At 64.4% G+C, this 14,429-nt stretch carries 12 protein-coding genes; 9 read left to right on the top strand and 3 right to left on the bottom strand.

What is annotated here, in order from left to right; all coding sequences use genetic code 11:
- Positions 1-31: 31 nt before the first annotated feature.
- Both LRF89_RS11960 and LRF89_RS11965 read right to left on the bottom strand, forming a co-directional pair.
- Positions 32-3,235, bottom strand: a complete 3,204-nt coding sequence (locus LRF89_RS11960; protein ID WP_238637194.1) for a tyrosine-type recombinase/integrase — start codon at positions 3,233-3,235, stop codon at positions 32-34.
- Entirely contained in the window at positions 3,232-5,694 is a 2,463-nt protein-coding gene (locus tag LRF89_RS11965; protein ID WP_238637195.1) for a hypothetical protein, read from the bottom strand. The genes LRF89_RS11960 and LRF89_RS11965 overlap by 4 nt, the downstream gene beginning before the upstream one ends.
- On the opposite strand from LRF89_RS11965, the gene LRF89_RS11970 reads away from it, so the two are divergent.
- The gene (locus LRF89_RS11970) at positions 5,680-5,907 is read left to right on the top strand and encodes a hypothetical protein (RefSeq protein WP_238637196.1); all 228 of its coding nucleotides are present in this window, start codon (positions 5,680-5,682) and stop codon (positions 5,905-5,907) included. The two genes, LRF89_RS11965 and LRF89_RS11970, sit on opposite strands and share 15 nt — an antisense overlap.
- Positions 5,908-5,914: 7 nt before the next feature.
- Here LRF89_RS11970 and LRF89_RS11975 read toward each other — a convergent pair whose 3' ends face one another.
- On the bottom strand, positions 5,915-6,205 hold the full coding sequence (locus tag LRF89_RS11975) for a hypothetical protein (protein WP_238634907.1): 291 nt from the start codon (positions 6,203-6,205) through the stop codon (positions 5,915-5,917).
- Between the two features lie 759 nt (positions 6,206-6,964).
- Here LRF89_RS11975 and LRF89_RS11980 point away from each other — a divergent pair.
- Genes LRF89_RS11980 through LRF89_RS12015 form a run of 8 tightly spaced genes read left to right on the top strand, consistent with a single transcriptional unit; the run spans position 6,965 to position 13,886 of the window.
- Positions 6,965-7,429 carry a Na+/H+ antiporter subunit E gene (locus tag LRF89_RS11980; protein WP_238637197.1) on the top strand — a complete coding sequence of 155 codons (465 nt, stop codon included), beginning with the start codon at positions 6,965-6,967 and terminating at the stop codon, positions 7,427-7,429.
- Positions 7,429-7,725 (top strand): pH regulation protein F, encoded by a 297-nt coding sequence (locus tag LRF89_RS11985; protein WP_238634905.1) that lies wholly within the window; start codon positions 7,429-7,431, stop codon positions 7,723-7,725. Before LRF89_RS11980 ends, LRF89_RS11985 begins: the two co-directional genes overlap by 1 nt.
- Positions 7,722-8,033, top strand: coding sequence for a monovalent cation/H(+) antiporter subunit G (locus LRF89_RS11990; RefSeq protein ID WP_238634904.1), 312 nt, complete (start codon positions 7,722-7,724; stop codon positions 8,031-8,033). The genes LRF89_RS11985 and LRF89_RS11990 overlap by 4 nt, the downstream gene beginning before the upstream one ends.
- A gap of 5 nt (positions 8,034-8,038) precedes the next feature.
- Positions 8,039-8,965 carry a Na(+)/H(+) antiporter subunit B gene (locus LRF89_RS11995; RefSeq protein WP_238637198.1) on the top strand — a complete coding sequence of 309 codons (927 nt, stop codon included), beginning with the start codon at positions 8,039-8,041 and terminating at the stop codon, positions 8,963-8,965.
- Entirely contained in the window at positions 8,962-9,282 is a 321-nt protein-coding gene (locus LRF89_RS12000; protein WP_238634902.1) for an NADH-quinone oxidoreductase subunit K, read from the top strand. Before LRF89_RS11995 ends, LRF89_RS12000 begins: the two co-directional genes overlap by 4 nt.
- Positions 9,272-10,720: a complex I subunit 5 family protein gene (locus tag LRF89_RS12005; RefSeq protein WP_238634901.1), complete on the top strand. Its 1,449-nt coding sequence runs from the start codon at positions 9,272-9,274 to the stop codon at positions 10,718-10,720. The genes LRF89_RS12000 and LRF89_RS12005 overlap by 11 nt, the downstream gene beginning before the upstream one ends.
- The gene (locus LRF89_RS12010) at positions 10,717-12,231 is read left to right on the top strand and encodes a proton-conducting transporter transmembrane domain-containing protein (RefSeq protein WP_238634900.1); all 1,515 of its coding nucleotides are present in this window, start codon (positions 10,717-10,719) and stop codon (positions 12,229-12,231) included. Before LRF89_RS12005 ends, LRF89_RS12010 begins: the two co-directional genes overlap by 4 nt.
- Positions 12,231-13,886 (top strand): complex I subunit 5 family protein, encoded by a 1,656-nt coding sequence (locus tag LRF89_RS12015; protein ID WP_238637199.1) that lies wholly within the window; start codon positions 12,231-12,233, stop codon positions 13,884-13,886. The genes LRF89_RS12010 and LRF89_RS12015 overlap by 1 nt, the downstream gene beginning before the upstream one ends.
- The last annotated feature ends 543 nt before the right edge of the window (positions 13,887-14,429 follow it).

Raw genomic sequence — 14,429 nt, forward strand, 5'->3', positions numbered from 1 at the left:
GTCGCAGCATCCACACTCGGACACCCCGCGTCTACGTGGGGATGCTGCGACGCTCACTTTGCGCGTAGGCCAACACCAAGGCCACCTGAACCCCAAAAAGAGCAAGCGAAACAGCCTTAGGAGCATCGGGGTGGAGCGTCACCAACACCTCTCCGCGGGCTGCGGTTGGGGTATCGAGCTTGTGCCGTTCGTTCGCGCTTTCGATGGGGAAGTGATCGAGAGCGCTTTGCCAATGCGCCAACTGCTTCTCGGGGCCTGCCGCGTTGGAGCCGGGTGTCGGGATGTGGTAGCCGATGAACCGATCCAGCAGCCACAACTCATCGAGAAAACTCACCCAACGCCGCAGATCGGGCAGCGTGCGGAAGCGAACAGTGAGGATAGGCGTATTGGGGGTGTAGCCGTCGACAAAGCTTCTCAGGAGGTTCGCTCGGTCCCTGGGTGACATCCCGTGACGGTCTCCGACGCCGTGCAGAAGGTGCCAGGTCGTCCTCGCTCGGTCATGCTCGTTGTCATGGAGGGGGTCCACGATGCGCTCGGTCTTGGCGACGTTGCGAGCGCGAAGACGCAGCGAAGACGGGAGATCGCGCAGCGTTTCTGCGTAACGACGCAGAGTATCGGCCTCCCAGGGGAAGGCGTACTGTTGAGGAGATCGGCCGGTCGATTCCGCATGGTCGTTGATCGCTTGGATGAGCAGGCTCAACCATTCGATCGTGTCCTCCGGGGCCTCAATGCTCACCGTGGCACCGGGCGCAAGTGCGGTCTCGCGTTGTTCGGACAGGCGCTCGCGCTTCGGCAGTAGGTTATCGGTGATCCGGTCGAGGGTTTCGGCCGGTGTCCCCTGGGCGGTCTTGCGGCGGGCGTCCCGGATCTGTGCCTCGCCGCGTCCGGTGAGCTCGCTGAGTTGGCGGGTGGTCAGTCCGTCGCAGATGCGGCGGACCGAGCGGCCGAGGAGGTCGTCCAGGGTATGGACGTAATGCTCGATGGTGATCTGGGTATCGGAGTGGCCCATCAGCCGAGTGATCAGGCGAAGGGTGCGACGCTGAGTCGGTGCCTCATCGCCGATCAGGTCGCGTCGGAGCCTCCGGGGGGCACCCTTTGTTGCCATATATGGATCTGAGGCCCAGGGGGGCGGCGGTTCATGGCCCTCGGCTTCCAGCTCCCAGAAACGCACCAGCATTCGTGAGGCAAAGGAATGGCGCAGGTGATGGAAGCGCACGTGGGGATCCCCGGTGACCTGGGCGAGGGCGCGGGTGGCTTCCTCGAGCCAGGGGTCGTTTTCGCGCAGCGCGCCTCGGTCGGGCAGGGTGAAGAGCGGGTCGGTTTCTGTGGTGTCCGCCTCGCCCCGACGCTGCTCCTGCAGGTCGATGAGGCGCTGGAGTAGATCCTGCGGCAGCATCGCCTGAAGCGGCAGGATGCGCTGCGCATTGCCGCTTTTGAGCAGACGCAGTTGGTTCGGTCGAACGATCAGGGCGTATTCCGGTGGGCCTTCCAGGTCCCCGATGAGCACGCCTCTGGCCTCACTGCGACGCAGGCCGGTGTAGAAGCCCAACGCGAGTAGGAGCCCAAGTACGGTGCTCAGTCTCGGGTTATCGCGGTAACGCTCGTCCAGCCAGTCGATGGCGCGGCGGAAGAGCGGCTCGTCGATGTAGTTCGCGTCGGGTGTGCCTCGGCTGACGGAAAAGCGGGTCGACTGGAGCGCTTGCAGGGGTTCCTGCGGCGCGCCGTGGTGCTCGATCAGGTACTCGTGGAAGCTTCGCAGTCCCCGGGCCACGCGCTTACGACTGCCGGCACTGACGGTGTCCTCCAGGGCGGTTGTATAGAGTTCGATGTAATCGTCGCTGTTCGAGAGAGTGGCGGGGTCGGCATCGGCCAGTTGCCCCGCGATCCGCCCGGCGGTGGCGTTGTAGAGCTCGTAGACGCTGCGCCGGCGAGGTTTGCGGTCCCGGCGCGCCGGGGTGCAGAGCTTGTGGGCCGTCCACTCGGCGAGACGCTGGACAGCCGGTAGTAGCGTACCGGGCTGGCCGCTGCCCGCCCGCAACGTGGCCTGTTGCGCTGTGACCCAGTCGAGGATCGGTTCGGCCCTCGGCGGGTCCGTGCGACGGATCAGCCGCGATAGTTCGAGCAGCTGGGCAGGCCAGAGTTCTGAGTCGTCCCGGTCTTCGGTGGCCTTGGGATCGGCGGTCGATTTGGAATCCTCCGAGCTATCGGCGCGGTGTGCCGGATCCGCGCTGCGTGGCGGTGGTGTCATCGCGATCCGGGTCGGCGGTCTGATCAGACGTTCCTGAACACTGGGTGGGAGCGAAGTGGCCGGTCGGAAGCCGGTGGCGTGCGCCAACAGGTAGGGCGGCACGTAGAGCGCGAGTCGGGTCCGGGTGACGCTCAGAAGGCGACTCCAGTTGCCGGGGAGATGCTCCGAGATCCCGAGTACGTCAGTGCAGGTCTTGATGCAGCGATGGAGCGCCGGTCCATCGTGACGCTTGGCCAGTGCTCCGGAGGGGATACCCTCTTGGCGGGCACGCACGAGCAGGGGGCGTGTAATCGGGTCGGGATACCAGCGCAGATGCTGAGGTTGCGTCTCATCCTGTGGGCTGTCGAATAGCTCTATCCAGTGCCCGTGGGCAGGGCCGCGCTCCAGCGCGTCGGGGAGCGCCCAGAGCCAGTGGGTTCGAAGTAGACCGCCGAAGAGGAGGGCGCTAAGAAAAATCCGACCCCAGTGCGGTCGGGCATCTTCACTGGGTAACGGTGTTGCCAGCCGCGCAAGGAAGTTATCCACCAGGTGCTGATGGTGGACCATCGCCAGGAAGTCACTGTGCTGGAATGGTGAGGTGGGCGCCGGCGGCAAAGGTGCTGGGACATCCGGGATGGGGATACGCCAGCGCCCGGCCCGGTTGCCGGCATCGAGGATCTCGGCGACGCGGCGTTGCGCCAGGAAGCTCTGGCCGGCTGGGGCATGGGCTCGTACCCGAACCATCAGGGTGCGTGTCTCGGAGGTGGTCCACTGCCGATCGCCGGGTGGCTCGGCGAGAGTCAGCGCACGGTACTCTTTTCGAAGGGTCTGCCAGATGGCCAAGAACGGATCGGTTCGTGAAGGCCCCTCGCGACTCTCCCGCGCTGGGTCGACCTGGGTCGGGTCCGGCATGGGGCGCCATAGATGGGTCCATCCAAACCAGATGGGGATCGTGTCACCGTCAACGAGGAGCGGGGCAGCCTCTTCGGCCGTCGTCTGTTCGTTCATGCCGATAGGCTCCGGTAGCCGATTTCCTCCATGAGTTCTTCCAAGTAAGGCCCGATCGTTTGACGGTAACGGACGGGGTCAAAAGTGGACGGGTGCCCCCATGGCTCTTCTCCGTAATGCCAGTGGCCGAGGTGGGTGTTGATCAGGGTGGCGGGACAGCCTTTGCCTGTGAGGTAGCTGCGTAGGAGGTGGCGCCCGGCGTTATCGAAAGGCCAAGCGTAGGGGCGGATGCGATCGCACTCGCTGCGTAGCCGCTGACCGGTCAGTTCCACAGGCCTCCAGCTGGCCGGATCGCGCTCATCCGCGGCGTCGAGGAAGAAGCACGTCTTGCGCAAGTCCAGTTCGAAGGTGTCGGTTCCGTAGGCGCTGCGGTCGCGGAATTTCGTGGCCGGGCAGCTGAGTGTAATGGGCAGTGCAGGGAACGCAGTAAAGAGTGTCACGAGGTGCGTTAGGTAGTGTTCGATCTGCTGGAGGACCGCTTGCGGGAGGACGACCAGGCGGGCGTGGGCGCCGTCAGCACGATCCTTCTCCTGGAGAGCGAGGGTGCCAGTGGCTGAATGTCGTGCGGTGAGATCAGGCACGGGGGTACGGATGGCGCGGCCGCCGGCGGCCAAGGTCAGTCCCAGGGCGGTATAGGCGGTCAGAAGGTTGTGGGTTTGCAGCCATTCCTGCACATCGAGGTGGCGACTCCGGCGCACGCCCATCGTCAGCCGCTGGCGCAGGTCGTTCACCAGCCCGGAGATTGACTCGGCGCGGGGGAGGCGATCGTTGCCGACCCAGCTCTCGGTGATCTCCGTGCTTGGGGGGCGGTAGCTCCAGAGGCGATCCTCGGCGTAATCCCTCGGTTCATCTAGCCCGCTGCCATCAAGGGCGGCGTGGAGCTCTTTGTAATAGATCCGGGCCAGCTCGCTGCGCTGCCAGGCCGTGTAGAAATGGTGGACCCGGGCAAGGGGGTCTTGGCTGTCGAAGAGCAGGGCAGCTGGCAAGTGCTGTCCTTCCTCCGCCCAAGCAAACCAGCTCGGCAGGATGGAGGCGAGGTTCTCGAACCGGCGCCAGCGGCGTTCCACGCCGGCGCGCTCCAGAAGCGGAGCGAGGGTTTTGTCCCAGTTCTTCTTGTAGGTCTGATCCCGGTGGGTGAACGGTCGCTCGACGTTCCGCAGGTGTTGCCCGACACCGAGGATGTCCTCAAAGACTACGCGTGGCCAAGTGGCCACCAGGTGCTCGCGATATTCTTCGCCGAGTGGGTGGCGGGGTGGTGGCACATAGGGGCGCATCCACATGCGGAAGTCCGGGTTATAGGCCAGCTGGTAGGCAACGGGCAGATCACTGACTCTCGCAACGCACTGAACACCTCTTACCGCGCTAGGTGGTGTGCCGCTTATCAGAGCGATCGAGGCGAGCAGGGCTGTCTCGCGCCGCAGTTTCCGGTCCTTTAGATCCTTTTCGGACTCCGATATTTGGGCCGACGGGGTAGAGGCCTGGCTGAAGACCTCCTCAAGGGTATGCAGGATCTTGTGCAGTTGATTGAGGCGGATGCGGCTAGGCTCAACACGCAGCCGTTGCGTGTCCATGGCGATCCGACGGGCCATGCCACGAGCCCGAGCGTAGATTGAGGGCAGTGGCGGCAGTTGCCCCGGAGCCCCGGCGGTGTGATCGTCCCTTGCGGGCTCCCCTGTATCGCCGAGTAGGGTGTGGAAGGCTACCTCCGCACTCTCGTCGACGTCGAACTCGTACGGTGCAATCCCGCTAGCGGAGAGGTCGTCTTGGCTGGCTTTGCACGGGGCTTGTCCGTGTGCTCGGTAATCGGCTGTCCCCCAACTGGTCAGCAAGAGCTGGTTGTCGCTGTAATACCAGAACCCGCTGTGATCAGGCCCCATTGCATCCACGAATTGTTGAGAGCGAGATCGTTTGCCGCCAGAGCCGCTGCGCGTGGTCTCGCGGAAGACGTCCATGGGGATCTGGTGGGCATCAGCGATGTATTCGGCCAAGTAGCCACAGTAACGGGTGAGGTGATAGTCCTCGTCGTGGCCCTTCCTTTGTGTTGAGGCCGAGCCCCGGTCCTTGATCCTGCGCAGTCGGTTCGCCAGAGGGCCGGGATTTGCGATGACGTCCTGAATTTCAAGAATCAGCCAGCGGAAGACTCGGTGATGAGCCTTGCGGATGACCATGCTCGCGTTGTAGCCACAGTCCGCCCGACGCGGATGTTCGCCGGTCAGCATAAAGCGGATGTGGGCTGCTAGTAGGTGAGCCTGCAGCCACTCGTAGACCTGGGCGTCGGCCATATCGATGTTGTGGTAGATGTGCCAGAGCGCGCACCAGACAGGGTGGCTTGTCGTGTGTCCCTTAAGTGGAGGGCGGACCGTGCCCTGGGATTGGATCCCCCGGGTCAGGTGTTCGGCGACGGACCACAGATCATCTGTATCGGGGATGGCGAGGATCGTTTCATGCCACTCTCTCAAGTCCTCGACCGGGTCGGCCTCCATCGAGGACGGAAGGAGTGGCTCAACCTTCGGCAGAACCCGTTCGAGGTTTTTCGCGATCGGCCGCAGGCCAACGAGGGCATCAGGCAACTGAATCAGGGGGCGAACCCGCTCGATAAGTCCGTCTGGGTCGGGGTGTCGGCACCGATCGAGGGCTTGGCGCAGGTGGTGGATCTGCGGATCGGTCAGTAGAGGCTTCTTAGCTGCCGCCATGGCCACCTGAGTCCTTGCGGTGTTTCTTGTAGCTCGACAGGGATACGCCGAGGAATCCGGCGATCTCCTGTTGCGTCGGCCCCTCACCGAGGATGACAGAGAGTTCTCTGCTGGAGTGGCCCTGGGACCAGCGTTCGATCAGTTCCTGCGTAGTGCGCTGCTCGACCGTGGGGACGAGCAGCTCGTCAACGGCCTGGCGCAGTGCCGTCTGTGGTGCGGGCGAGCGCAGTACCGGAATCTTCTCCTGGGTGGGCAGGCAGGCTTTGGCGATCGCCATGGATGAGACTCCGGCGATGACTCGGTAGATCGTCTGCTCGCCATGAGTCTCTGGGTAGGCAATGATCGGCCGCTGGATCAGAAGCTCCTCTATTGCCTCATGTGTCAGGTTGCCAGACAGTAGAGTTGGTCTAGGTCTTTGGGCTGGGTCGCTCCGGAGCGCGCCGACTGAGACTCGCGTCCAGCGAGGGATTTGTGCGGGCATAGCGCCCCCTGAGCGTTGATGGAGCTATCATTGTAAGGGTCACGATGCGGCGATGAAACGAAAACCAAGATAGGGTCAATAAAGACAGTATTGTGGCCTCAATCGGCTGGTTCGTGGTCCTTCTAGCCCGCGGTTTCCGGGGCGATACCCTTGTAGGGGAGGGGGCTCATCACCCCGTTTGGCCTGGACACCTCCTGCGGGGGGAAGTCCAACTCCAGTCGACTTCGCTGAGCAGGCACCCCATCCCGACGGCATCGGGCAGCGCTCCTCGAAAACACCATTGCGCTGGCGTTATCGGCGGAGCGAACCGCGTGGGCCGGTGATCCGCTATCCACTAGAAAGACCGGAACCGATAGAAGAAGGTTGCAACCCGCCGGTACCGTCCGAAACTTAGGGAGTGCAGCGCGATATCTTCCGGACGGGGCAACAAAGCGGTGAGGGCAGGCGCGGCTCGAAGGCGCATGGCGGCGCTGAACCGGGGGGGGGCGCGACGAGCAGGCAGCATCGGCCCTGGCTGAGGGTAACTCGGGCTTCGGTTCGCCCATGGAGGCTTGGGTGAAGAGCGTGTGGGTTTTCGTGGTGCTGGTGCTGATCTGGTGGGTTCTGGATGGTCTGCAAAGTCCCGCGTGGGGTGTAGTTGCGGCAGCGCTGGGGGCGGCCCTGTACCACCTTCTGGCTCACGGGCCTCGGTATCGCGTCCGGCTTCTCAACCTGCCGCAGTTCGCCGCCTATTTCGTCCTGGAGTCTTTTCGGGGCGGGTGGGACGTCGCCCGCCGCGCCCTGGATCCCGGACTACCGATCCATCCGCACCTGTTCGATTACGCGGTGCGTCTTCCCGCCGGTCAGCCGCGGGGCCTCTTCATGGGCGTCATCGGACTGCTCCCCGGCACGTTGAGCGCGGATCTCTCGGCCAATGGACAGGTGATCCGTGTGCATGCGATTCACGAGGATCCGGCATCAGCGGTCCAGGAACTGGAGCGCCGCGTAGCCAGGCTGTACGGTCTGGAAGGCGGCGCTTGATGCTTGACTGGTTGCTCCCAGCCATCATTCTCTTCCTGCTGGGCAATCTGATCGCCGGGCTGTGGCGAATCTGGCGCGGGCCCTCGGATGCAGACCGGATGCTATCCGCCCTGTTGTTCGGCTCGACGTCGGCCGCGGTGCTGATTCTGCTGGCCGAGTGGCAGGGCGTTCCGGCGCTTCGCATCGCCGCCTTGCTGGTGGTCATGCTGGCGACGATTCTCACCATCACCTATGTCGGCACGACGGGACGCGGATCCGGACGGCAGGCGGATCGCCAACCGGAGGATCTGCCATGAATCTCGTGATGGATGGTCTGGTCGCGGTATTGCTCCTGGCCGGCGCCTTCTTCTACCTGGCCGGCACGGTGGGACTGATCCGTTTCCCTGATGCGTTGAGTCGCATGCATGCGCTGACCAAGGCGGACAACCTCGGGTTACTGTGCATCTGTGCCGCGGCGGCCTTGCTCGCCGGCGGCCTGCGGCCGGCGCTTCTCCTGCTGCTGGTCTGGCTGCTGGCGCTGCTGGCTGCCACGGTGTCGGCGCACCTCATTGCCCGGGTTGCGCGGGCCGATCGCGGCGGCGCGGAATCGGAGGACGCACCGTGAGTTGGATGCTGATCGTGGACCTGGTCCTGGCTTCGGGGCTGGTGGTGCTGGCCTGGTATGCCGTGGTCGGTGGCTCGCTGTTCCGGGGCATCGTCATGTTTGTGGTCTTCGGCATGGTGCTCGCTCTGGCGTGGGCCTGGCTGGGGTCACCGGATCTGGCCATGGCCGAGGCGGCGATCGGGGCCGGCGTCACCGGGGCATTGCTCATGATCGCCTATTGGCGCCTGAAGCGGATCAACGCGGTGGAGCCGGTGGACCCGTCCCCGATCCGTTCCTGGGTCGCGGGCGGGGTCGCCGTGCTCGGCACCGTCGTGGTCGGCATGATCGGGCTGGCCTCCCTGGAAGCGCTGGGGGGCAGTGCCGAGGCCGCACGGATGATGAATGCCGCCCTGCCGGAGACCGGGCTCGGCAACCCGATCACCGGTGTGCTGATCTTCTTTCGCAATCTCGACACGCTGCTTGAGGTCGCGGTCCTGCTGGCCGCCTATGCCGGAGCGAGGGCCGCGCTGGGCTCCCACCGCGCCGAACTCACGCAGCCGCCTTCCAGCACACCACTGTTCGATGGCCTGGTTACCGTCGTGGGGCCACTGACCGTCGTTGTGGCGATCTACCTGTTACAGGCGGGCAGTCAACTGCCTGGCGGTGCCTTTCAGGCCGGCGCCACCCTAGCGGCCCTCGCGGTGATGCTGATGCTCGCCGGGCGACTGACGCCGGCCTCCGAAGCCGACTTGTTTACCAAAGCCGGCCTGGTGGTCGGCACCCTGGTTTTCTGCCTTGTGGGTCTCGGCGCGCTGCTGATCGACAGGCCGTTGCTCGGCGTGCCCGGGACGTGGGCGGTGTATCTGATCGAGGCCGCCATGATGGTCTCCATCGCGCTGACGCTGGCGCTGCTGTTTGCCGGAGCCGCGGCGCTCGAGCGGAGGCGGCCATGAACCACCCGGAAATCTGGATGCTCGCGGCCGCCGGGGTCTTCGGTATCGGCCTCTACAGCCTGATCGTTTCCCTTCATCTGTTGCGCCAGACCATGGCACTCAAGGTCATGGGCTCGGCGGTGTTTCTCGTCCTCGTGACCTCCGTGGGCGAGGTCGATGGCAGCCTGGACGGCATCGCCCAGGCCCTGGTGTTGACCGGTATCGTGATCGCCGTGGCTGCGATCGCGTTCGCTCTGGCCTTGATTGTGGCGCTCGCCGAGCGAACCGGGTCGGTCTCTCTGGAGCCCGATGACGAGGGGGGCGACGATGGTCGCTGAGGCCTTCGCGGCCCTGGTATTGGTTCCGCTGGTTGCGGCCTGCCTGATTCTGCTGCTGCCCGGCCGCGCACGCTGGCTGGCTGTCATGGCCGGGCTGCTGCCGATGCTGCCGGCGATGGTGGTGCTCACCGGCGAGCTGCTGCGCGAGGGCCCGGTGCGCCTGGCGATCGCCGGCTTCGACGCGCCCTTGGGGATCGTCTGGTATCTGGATGCTCTGAGCGCCGTGTTGGTCTGGCTGAACGTCGGGATCATGGTCGTGGCTGGACTGCATGCGGCCACGCGCTACCGGATCGACAACCGGGATGGCCAGCATTTCTGGCTGCTTTGGCTGCTCCTGGCCAGTGCCATGAATGCGCTGCTGCTGTCCTCCGATCTGTTCAACCTATTTGTGACACTGGAGCTGGTTACGCTGGCCTCCATCGGTCTGCTGGTCATTGACCGTAAGCCGGCCGCGCTGCGCGCAGCGGTGCGCTATCTGGTGCTCGCACTGCTGGGTTCGTTGCTTTACCTGCTTGGCGTGGCTTTGATCTATGGCCACACCGGGACGCTGGATCTGTACCTGGTCGGCCAGGTCCGGGAGCCGGACGGACTGTCCCGCACCGCGCTGGTCCTGATGACGTTCGGTCTGCTGCTCAAAGCTGCGGTCTTCCCGCTGCACGGGTGGCTGCCAGCGGCGCACGGCAATGCCCCGGGGCCGGTGAGCGCCATCCTCTCGGCCTTGGTGGTCAAGGTGGCGCTCTATGTCGTCTGGCGCTTGTGGCTGTGGACCGGTGCCGAATGGGATCTGCCGCTGGCCCTGTTTACGCTCGGGCTGCTGGGCGCCGGAGCGATTGTTTACGGATCGCTGCTGGCGTTCATGCAGCAACGGCTAAAGATGATTATTGCCTATTCGACCGTAGCCCAGCTGGGTTATCTCATGCTCCTGTTCCCGCTGCTCGGGGGCGTCGCGTTCCAGGCAGCCACCTATCACCTGCTCAGCCACGGGCTGGCCAAAGCGGCCATGTTTCTGGCCGCGGCCAATCTCCTCCACCGCATGGGCAGCGATCGGCTCGAGCACCTGCGCGGTGTCGACCGTCGGGCACCGCTGGAGGTGTTCACACTGGCGCTCGCCGGCGTGAGCATCCTCGGCTTGCCGCCCTCCGGCGGTTTTATTGCCAAGTGGCTCTTCGTCGAGACGGCGCTGGAGCAGGGGCAGTGGCTCTGGATCGTCGTCATTCTGCTCGGCGGGTTGTTGGCGGCCGGTTATCTGTTCCGCGCCCTCGCGGTGATCTGCACCCGGCCCGTCGACTGTGACGCCCCCCGGCCCGCTCTCGCCGCTGACCACCTGGCCGGGTTGACGGCGCTGGCGCTGGCCCTGGCCGCGCTTGTTGTTGGCCTGACCCCGGAACCGATTCTCGGTCTGCTGGCCAGCGGTTGGCCGCCGGAGGGCGGACGATGACCGAATTCCTGGTTTACTGGCTGCCCCTGCTGGTGGTGATGGTCTCGTCCCTCGCCGGGGTTGGCATTTTTCTGGCCGGCGAGCATCGCCCGGGGCTGCGGATCGCACTCAACCTTTTCGCAGCGGCCGCCAAGGTTGCCCTCGTGGCCCTGATGGGAATGCTAGTGATGGCCGGCCATGTGCCGGAGTTCAGCCTCGCGCTGCTGCCGGACCTGGACCTCACGCTGCGCGCCGACGCGTTGAGCATGCTATTCGCCTCCCTGTCGGCGGTTCTGTGGCTGGTGACCACGGTCTACGCCCTCGCCTATCTGGAGCGGGGCACTGACCGAGCGCGCTTTTTCGGGTTCTTCAGCCTGTGCGTGACGGCGACCATGGGCATCGCCATGGCCGGCAACCTGCTGACCTTCTTCATCTTCTTCGAGCTGCTGACCCTGACCACATGGCCCCTGGTGGTGCACAACGGCAAAGCTGACTCGCTTGCCGGCGGGCGCACGTACCTAGCGCACACGCTGGGTGGGAGCCTGTTTCTGCTGGTGGGCATCATCTGGCTTTACGCGCTCACCGGCAATCAGGATTTCATCGGCGGCGGCTATCTGAGCGATCTCGGTATCGGTCAGTACGACAGCCTGCGCGTGATCTTCTGGCTGCTGGTGATCGGCTTCGGCGTGAAGGCAGCGCTGTTTCCACTCCATGCCTGGCTGCCGCGGGCCATGGTGGCTCCCGCACCGGTCAGCGCACTTCTGCATGCCGTGGCCGTAGTGAAGGCCGGCGCTTTCGGGATCGTCCGCTTGGTGGAGGATATCTACGGCTTCGAGCTGACCCAGAGCCTGGGCCTGGATCTGCCGCTGCTACTGATCGCCTCGTTCACGATCGTTTACGGTTCCGTGATCGCGCTCTTCCAGTGTGACATCAAAAAGCGCCTCGCCTACTCGACGGTCAGCCAAGTTTCGTATATAGCCCTCGGGGTCGCCATCGGCGGGCCGGTCGCCACCATCGGCGGCATGGTCCACCTAGTCCATCAGGGGCTGATGAAGATCACGCTCTTTTTCTGTGCCGGGATCTTCGCCAACCTGCTCGGCGTCAAATCCATCGATCAGCTCGACGGTATCGGTAGACGCCTGCCGTGGACGAGCCTGTGCTTTACCATCGCGGCGCTGGGCATGATCGGGCTGCCGCCGGTGGCCGGCTTCATCAGCAAATGGTACCTGGGTGCTGGCGCAGTGGCGGTGGATCGCGACTGGGTCATCCTGGTGTTGCTGGCCAGCACGCTGCTCAACGCCGCCTATTTCCTGCCGCCCCTCAAGCGAATCTGGTTGCATCCCGCACCCGAGGCCTGGCCCAACGAGGTCACCCCGCGCCGGGTGGAAGTCTTCGGCCTGGTCGGCGCGACCGTGGCAACCGCACTCATGGCGCTTGCCGCCGGGGTCTTCGCGGGTCATCCGCTCAGTCCGCTGGGCTGGGTGACCAATATCGCCGAGGGCTACTTCGATCTACCAGAGGCGTACTTTTGATGAGCAGCCTGTTGGCGGTGGCTCTGCCGTTTATTCTTGCGCTGCTGATGACCGTGCCCGGGCACGTGCGGCATACGGTCTGCCGCGTCGCGCCTTTGGCACCGTTGGTTCTGCTGCCCGTCCTCCTGTTGCCGGGCGAGCTGGAGCTGGGATTGCAATTGGTTGGCCTGAGGCTGGGCACCGATGCCGCATCCACGCCCCTGGTGTGGTTGACCCTCATCGCCTGGGGGCTGGCGGGCTGGCTGGCGGCGGAAACGATCGAGCGCGAGCGCACCTGGTTCTGGAGTGGCTGGCTGCTGGCACTCACCGGCATGAATCTGGCGTTGCTCGCCGGCAACATCGTCAGCTTCTACCTAGGTTTCGCCTTGGTGAGCCTGTCGGCCTACTTGCTGGTGGTGCAAGCCGGCACACCGGCGGCATGGCGTGCTGGGCGGATCTATCTGGTCATGGCGATGGCCGGGGAGGCGGCCATCCTTGCAGGCGTGCTGCTGCTGGCCGGCAAGGTCGGTAACGTCCCCTTCGACGCCCTTCTGGCCGGTGGCTCCGCGGAGGCGCTTGCTGAGGGGCCTGTCCGCTGGCTGCTGCTCATCGGTTTCGCGGTCAAGCTGGGCATCATTCCGGTGCATCTTTGGCTGCCGCTGGCCCACCCGGTGGCGCCCGTTCCAGCGAGTGCGATTCTCTCCGGGGTGATTGTTAAGGCTGGGCTGCTTGGCTGGCTTCGTTTCGTGCCAGCGCTGGAGGGTGATCCGGCGGTTCTCGGTCAATGGATGCTGGCCATCGGTCTGGTGACCGCCTTCGGGGGTGTTCTGCTCGGCCTCACTCAGACCCGTATCAAGACCGTTCTTGCATATTCCACGATCAGTCAGATGGGGCTGATCTTGTGCGGTTTTTCGGTTTGGTTTCTGGATCCTGCCGGCCGCGAGGGGGGCGTGACCGTGCTAGGGCTTTTGGCTCTCCACCACGGCCTCAACAAGGCGGCCCTTTTCCTCGCCTGTGCCTGCCAGCCTGGTGCGAGCCGCTGGAGGTTGACCTTATTCGTCCTGCCGGCTCTTTCACTGGCCGGACTTCCGCTGACAACGGGATTCCTGGCGAAGGGGGAGCTCAAGGACGCCCTTACGCTGGCCGGCGCGGGGGATGGCGCCATGCTGCTCGTCGCACTGAGCTCCACCGCGACGGCGCTGCTGATGTGGAAGGCCTTCTCCCTGGCCCGGGCAATGAATGCATCGGAGAGCGGTGTCCACCCCGCCTGGCCCCTGCTGGTGCTTGCCGCTCTAGTGGTGCCGTGGCTGCATGGTGCCTCTGCGGGTCTGCTGGCCTGGCCCGACGTTGCCAAATTGTTGGACTCAACTTGGCCGCTGATCCTGGCCGTTGTGCTGATCCTCGCGGCGCGGCGGTTGTTTGCCGGGCGACAGGTCGAGCTGCCCGAGGGGGACGCGGTGGTGCTCGTAGGGCGAGTATGTACGCGGCTTGCGTTGCTGGGCCGTAGCGCCGCGGATGCAGGGGCCTTGTTCAGCGGTTGGCGGGTTGACTTCGCGCCAACGCGAGCCCTCCTTGCCCGCCTGGAAGACTCTGAGGCACGCCTGCCGATGGTCGGGTTGGCGCTTCTCGCGATCTCTGTCCTGCTATGGCTTCTGACCGGGGCTGGGGGTGGTTGAACGCCCCCTTCGGCCAAGGTGGTTAAAACCGTCCACGGATGGGGCGCCAAGAATGAAGATCATGAGGCGGAAGGACCGTGATAATCGGCAGTGCGACGTCGAATGAGCCAGTACTGGTTTCTCATTCGGCGTCTCGCTGATCGTGGCCGTTTCGACGTAATTGGGGTGACTGTGATTTTATGTTCGAGATGCCCCAAGAAAAGAGATTGCAATACAATAAATCCGAGGTGCTAGTGGCCGCTAGATAAGCGGCCTTGCTTGCGCTGTTTCTCGATGTGGGTGCGCCCAACCAACTCCCGCATTGTTTAATGAAGCCGCGGGTTCATAGTCGGTTTAGAGGGCGAGGTGGTGCTCATGGGGTGGTCCAGAAGAGACCTCAAGTATGTCGAAAGAAGAGCCCTTCGCCGACGCGGATTGTGGGGTCTACAATGTAGATATGGGGTCAAGCATGAGGTAAGGCCCTGATCAAAAAAGAATAAGTGATGTGAAGCTGAGGGACCTTAAACCATGTCAAGGTGGCGCAAGGGAAAGGCCGACCGGTTT

The sequence above is a fragment of the Halorhodospira sp. 9621 genome (genome assembly GCF_022228055.1).
GTDB classification, from domain to species: Bacteria; Pseudomonadota; Gammaproteobacteria; order Nitrococcales; family Halorhodospiraceae; genus Halorhodospira; species Halorhodospira halophila_A.

Bases quoted from the DNA above. Each gene is read 5' to 3' on its own strand.
- LRF89_RS11960 (WP_238637194.1), bottom strand. From the start codon at position 3,235: ATGAACGAACAGACGACGGCCGAAGAGGCTGCCCCGCTCCTCGTTGAC.
- LRF89_RS11970 (WP_238637196.1), top strand. From the start codon at position 5,680: ATGCCACTCTCTCAAGTCCTCGACCGGGTCGGCCTCCATCGAGGACGG.
- LRF89_RS11975 (WP_238634907.1), bottom strand. From the start codon at position 6,205: ATGGCGATCGCCAAAGCCTGCCTGCCCACCCAGGAGAAGATTCCGGTA.
- LRF89_RS11985 (WP_238634905.1), top strand. From the start codon at position 7,429: ATGCTTGACTGGTTGCTCCCAGCCATCATTCTCTTCCTGCTGGGCAAT.
- LRF89_RS11990 (WP_238634904.1), top strand. From the start codon at position 7,722: ATGAATCTCGTGATGGATGGTCTGGTCGCGGTATTGCTCCTGGCCGGC.
- LRF89_RS11995 (WP_238637198.1), top strand. From the start codon at position 8,039: ATGCTGATCGTGGACCTGGTCCTGGCTTCGGGGCTGGTGGTGCTGGCC.
- LRF89_RS12000 (WP_238634902.1), top strand. From the start codon at position 8,962: ATGAACCACCCGGAAATCTGGATGCTCGCGGCCGCCGGGGTCTTCGGT.
- LRF89_RS12005 (WP_238634901.1), top strand. From the start codon at position 9,272: ATGGTCGCTGAGGCCTTCGCGGCCCTGGTATTGGTTCCGCTGGTTGCG.
- LRF89_RS12010 (WP_238634900.1), top strand. From the start codon at position 10,717: ATGACCGAATTCCTGGTTTACTGGCTGCCCCTGCTGGTGGTGATGGTC.
- LRF89_RS12015 (WP_238637199.1), top strand. From the start codon at position 12,231: ATGAGCAGCCTGTTGGCGGTGGCTCTGCCGTTTATTCTTGCGCTGCTG.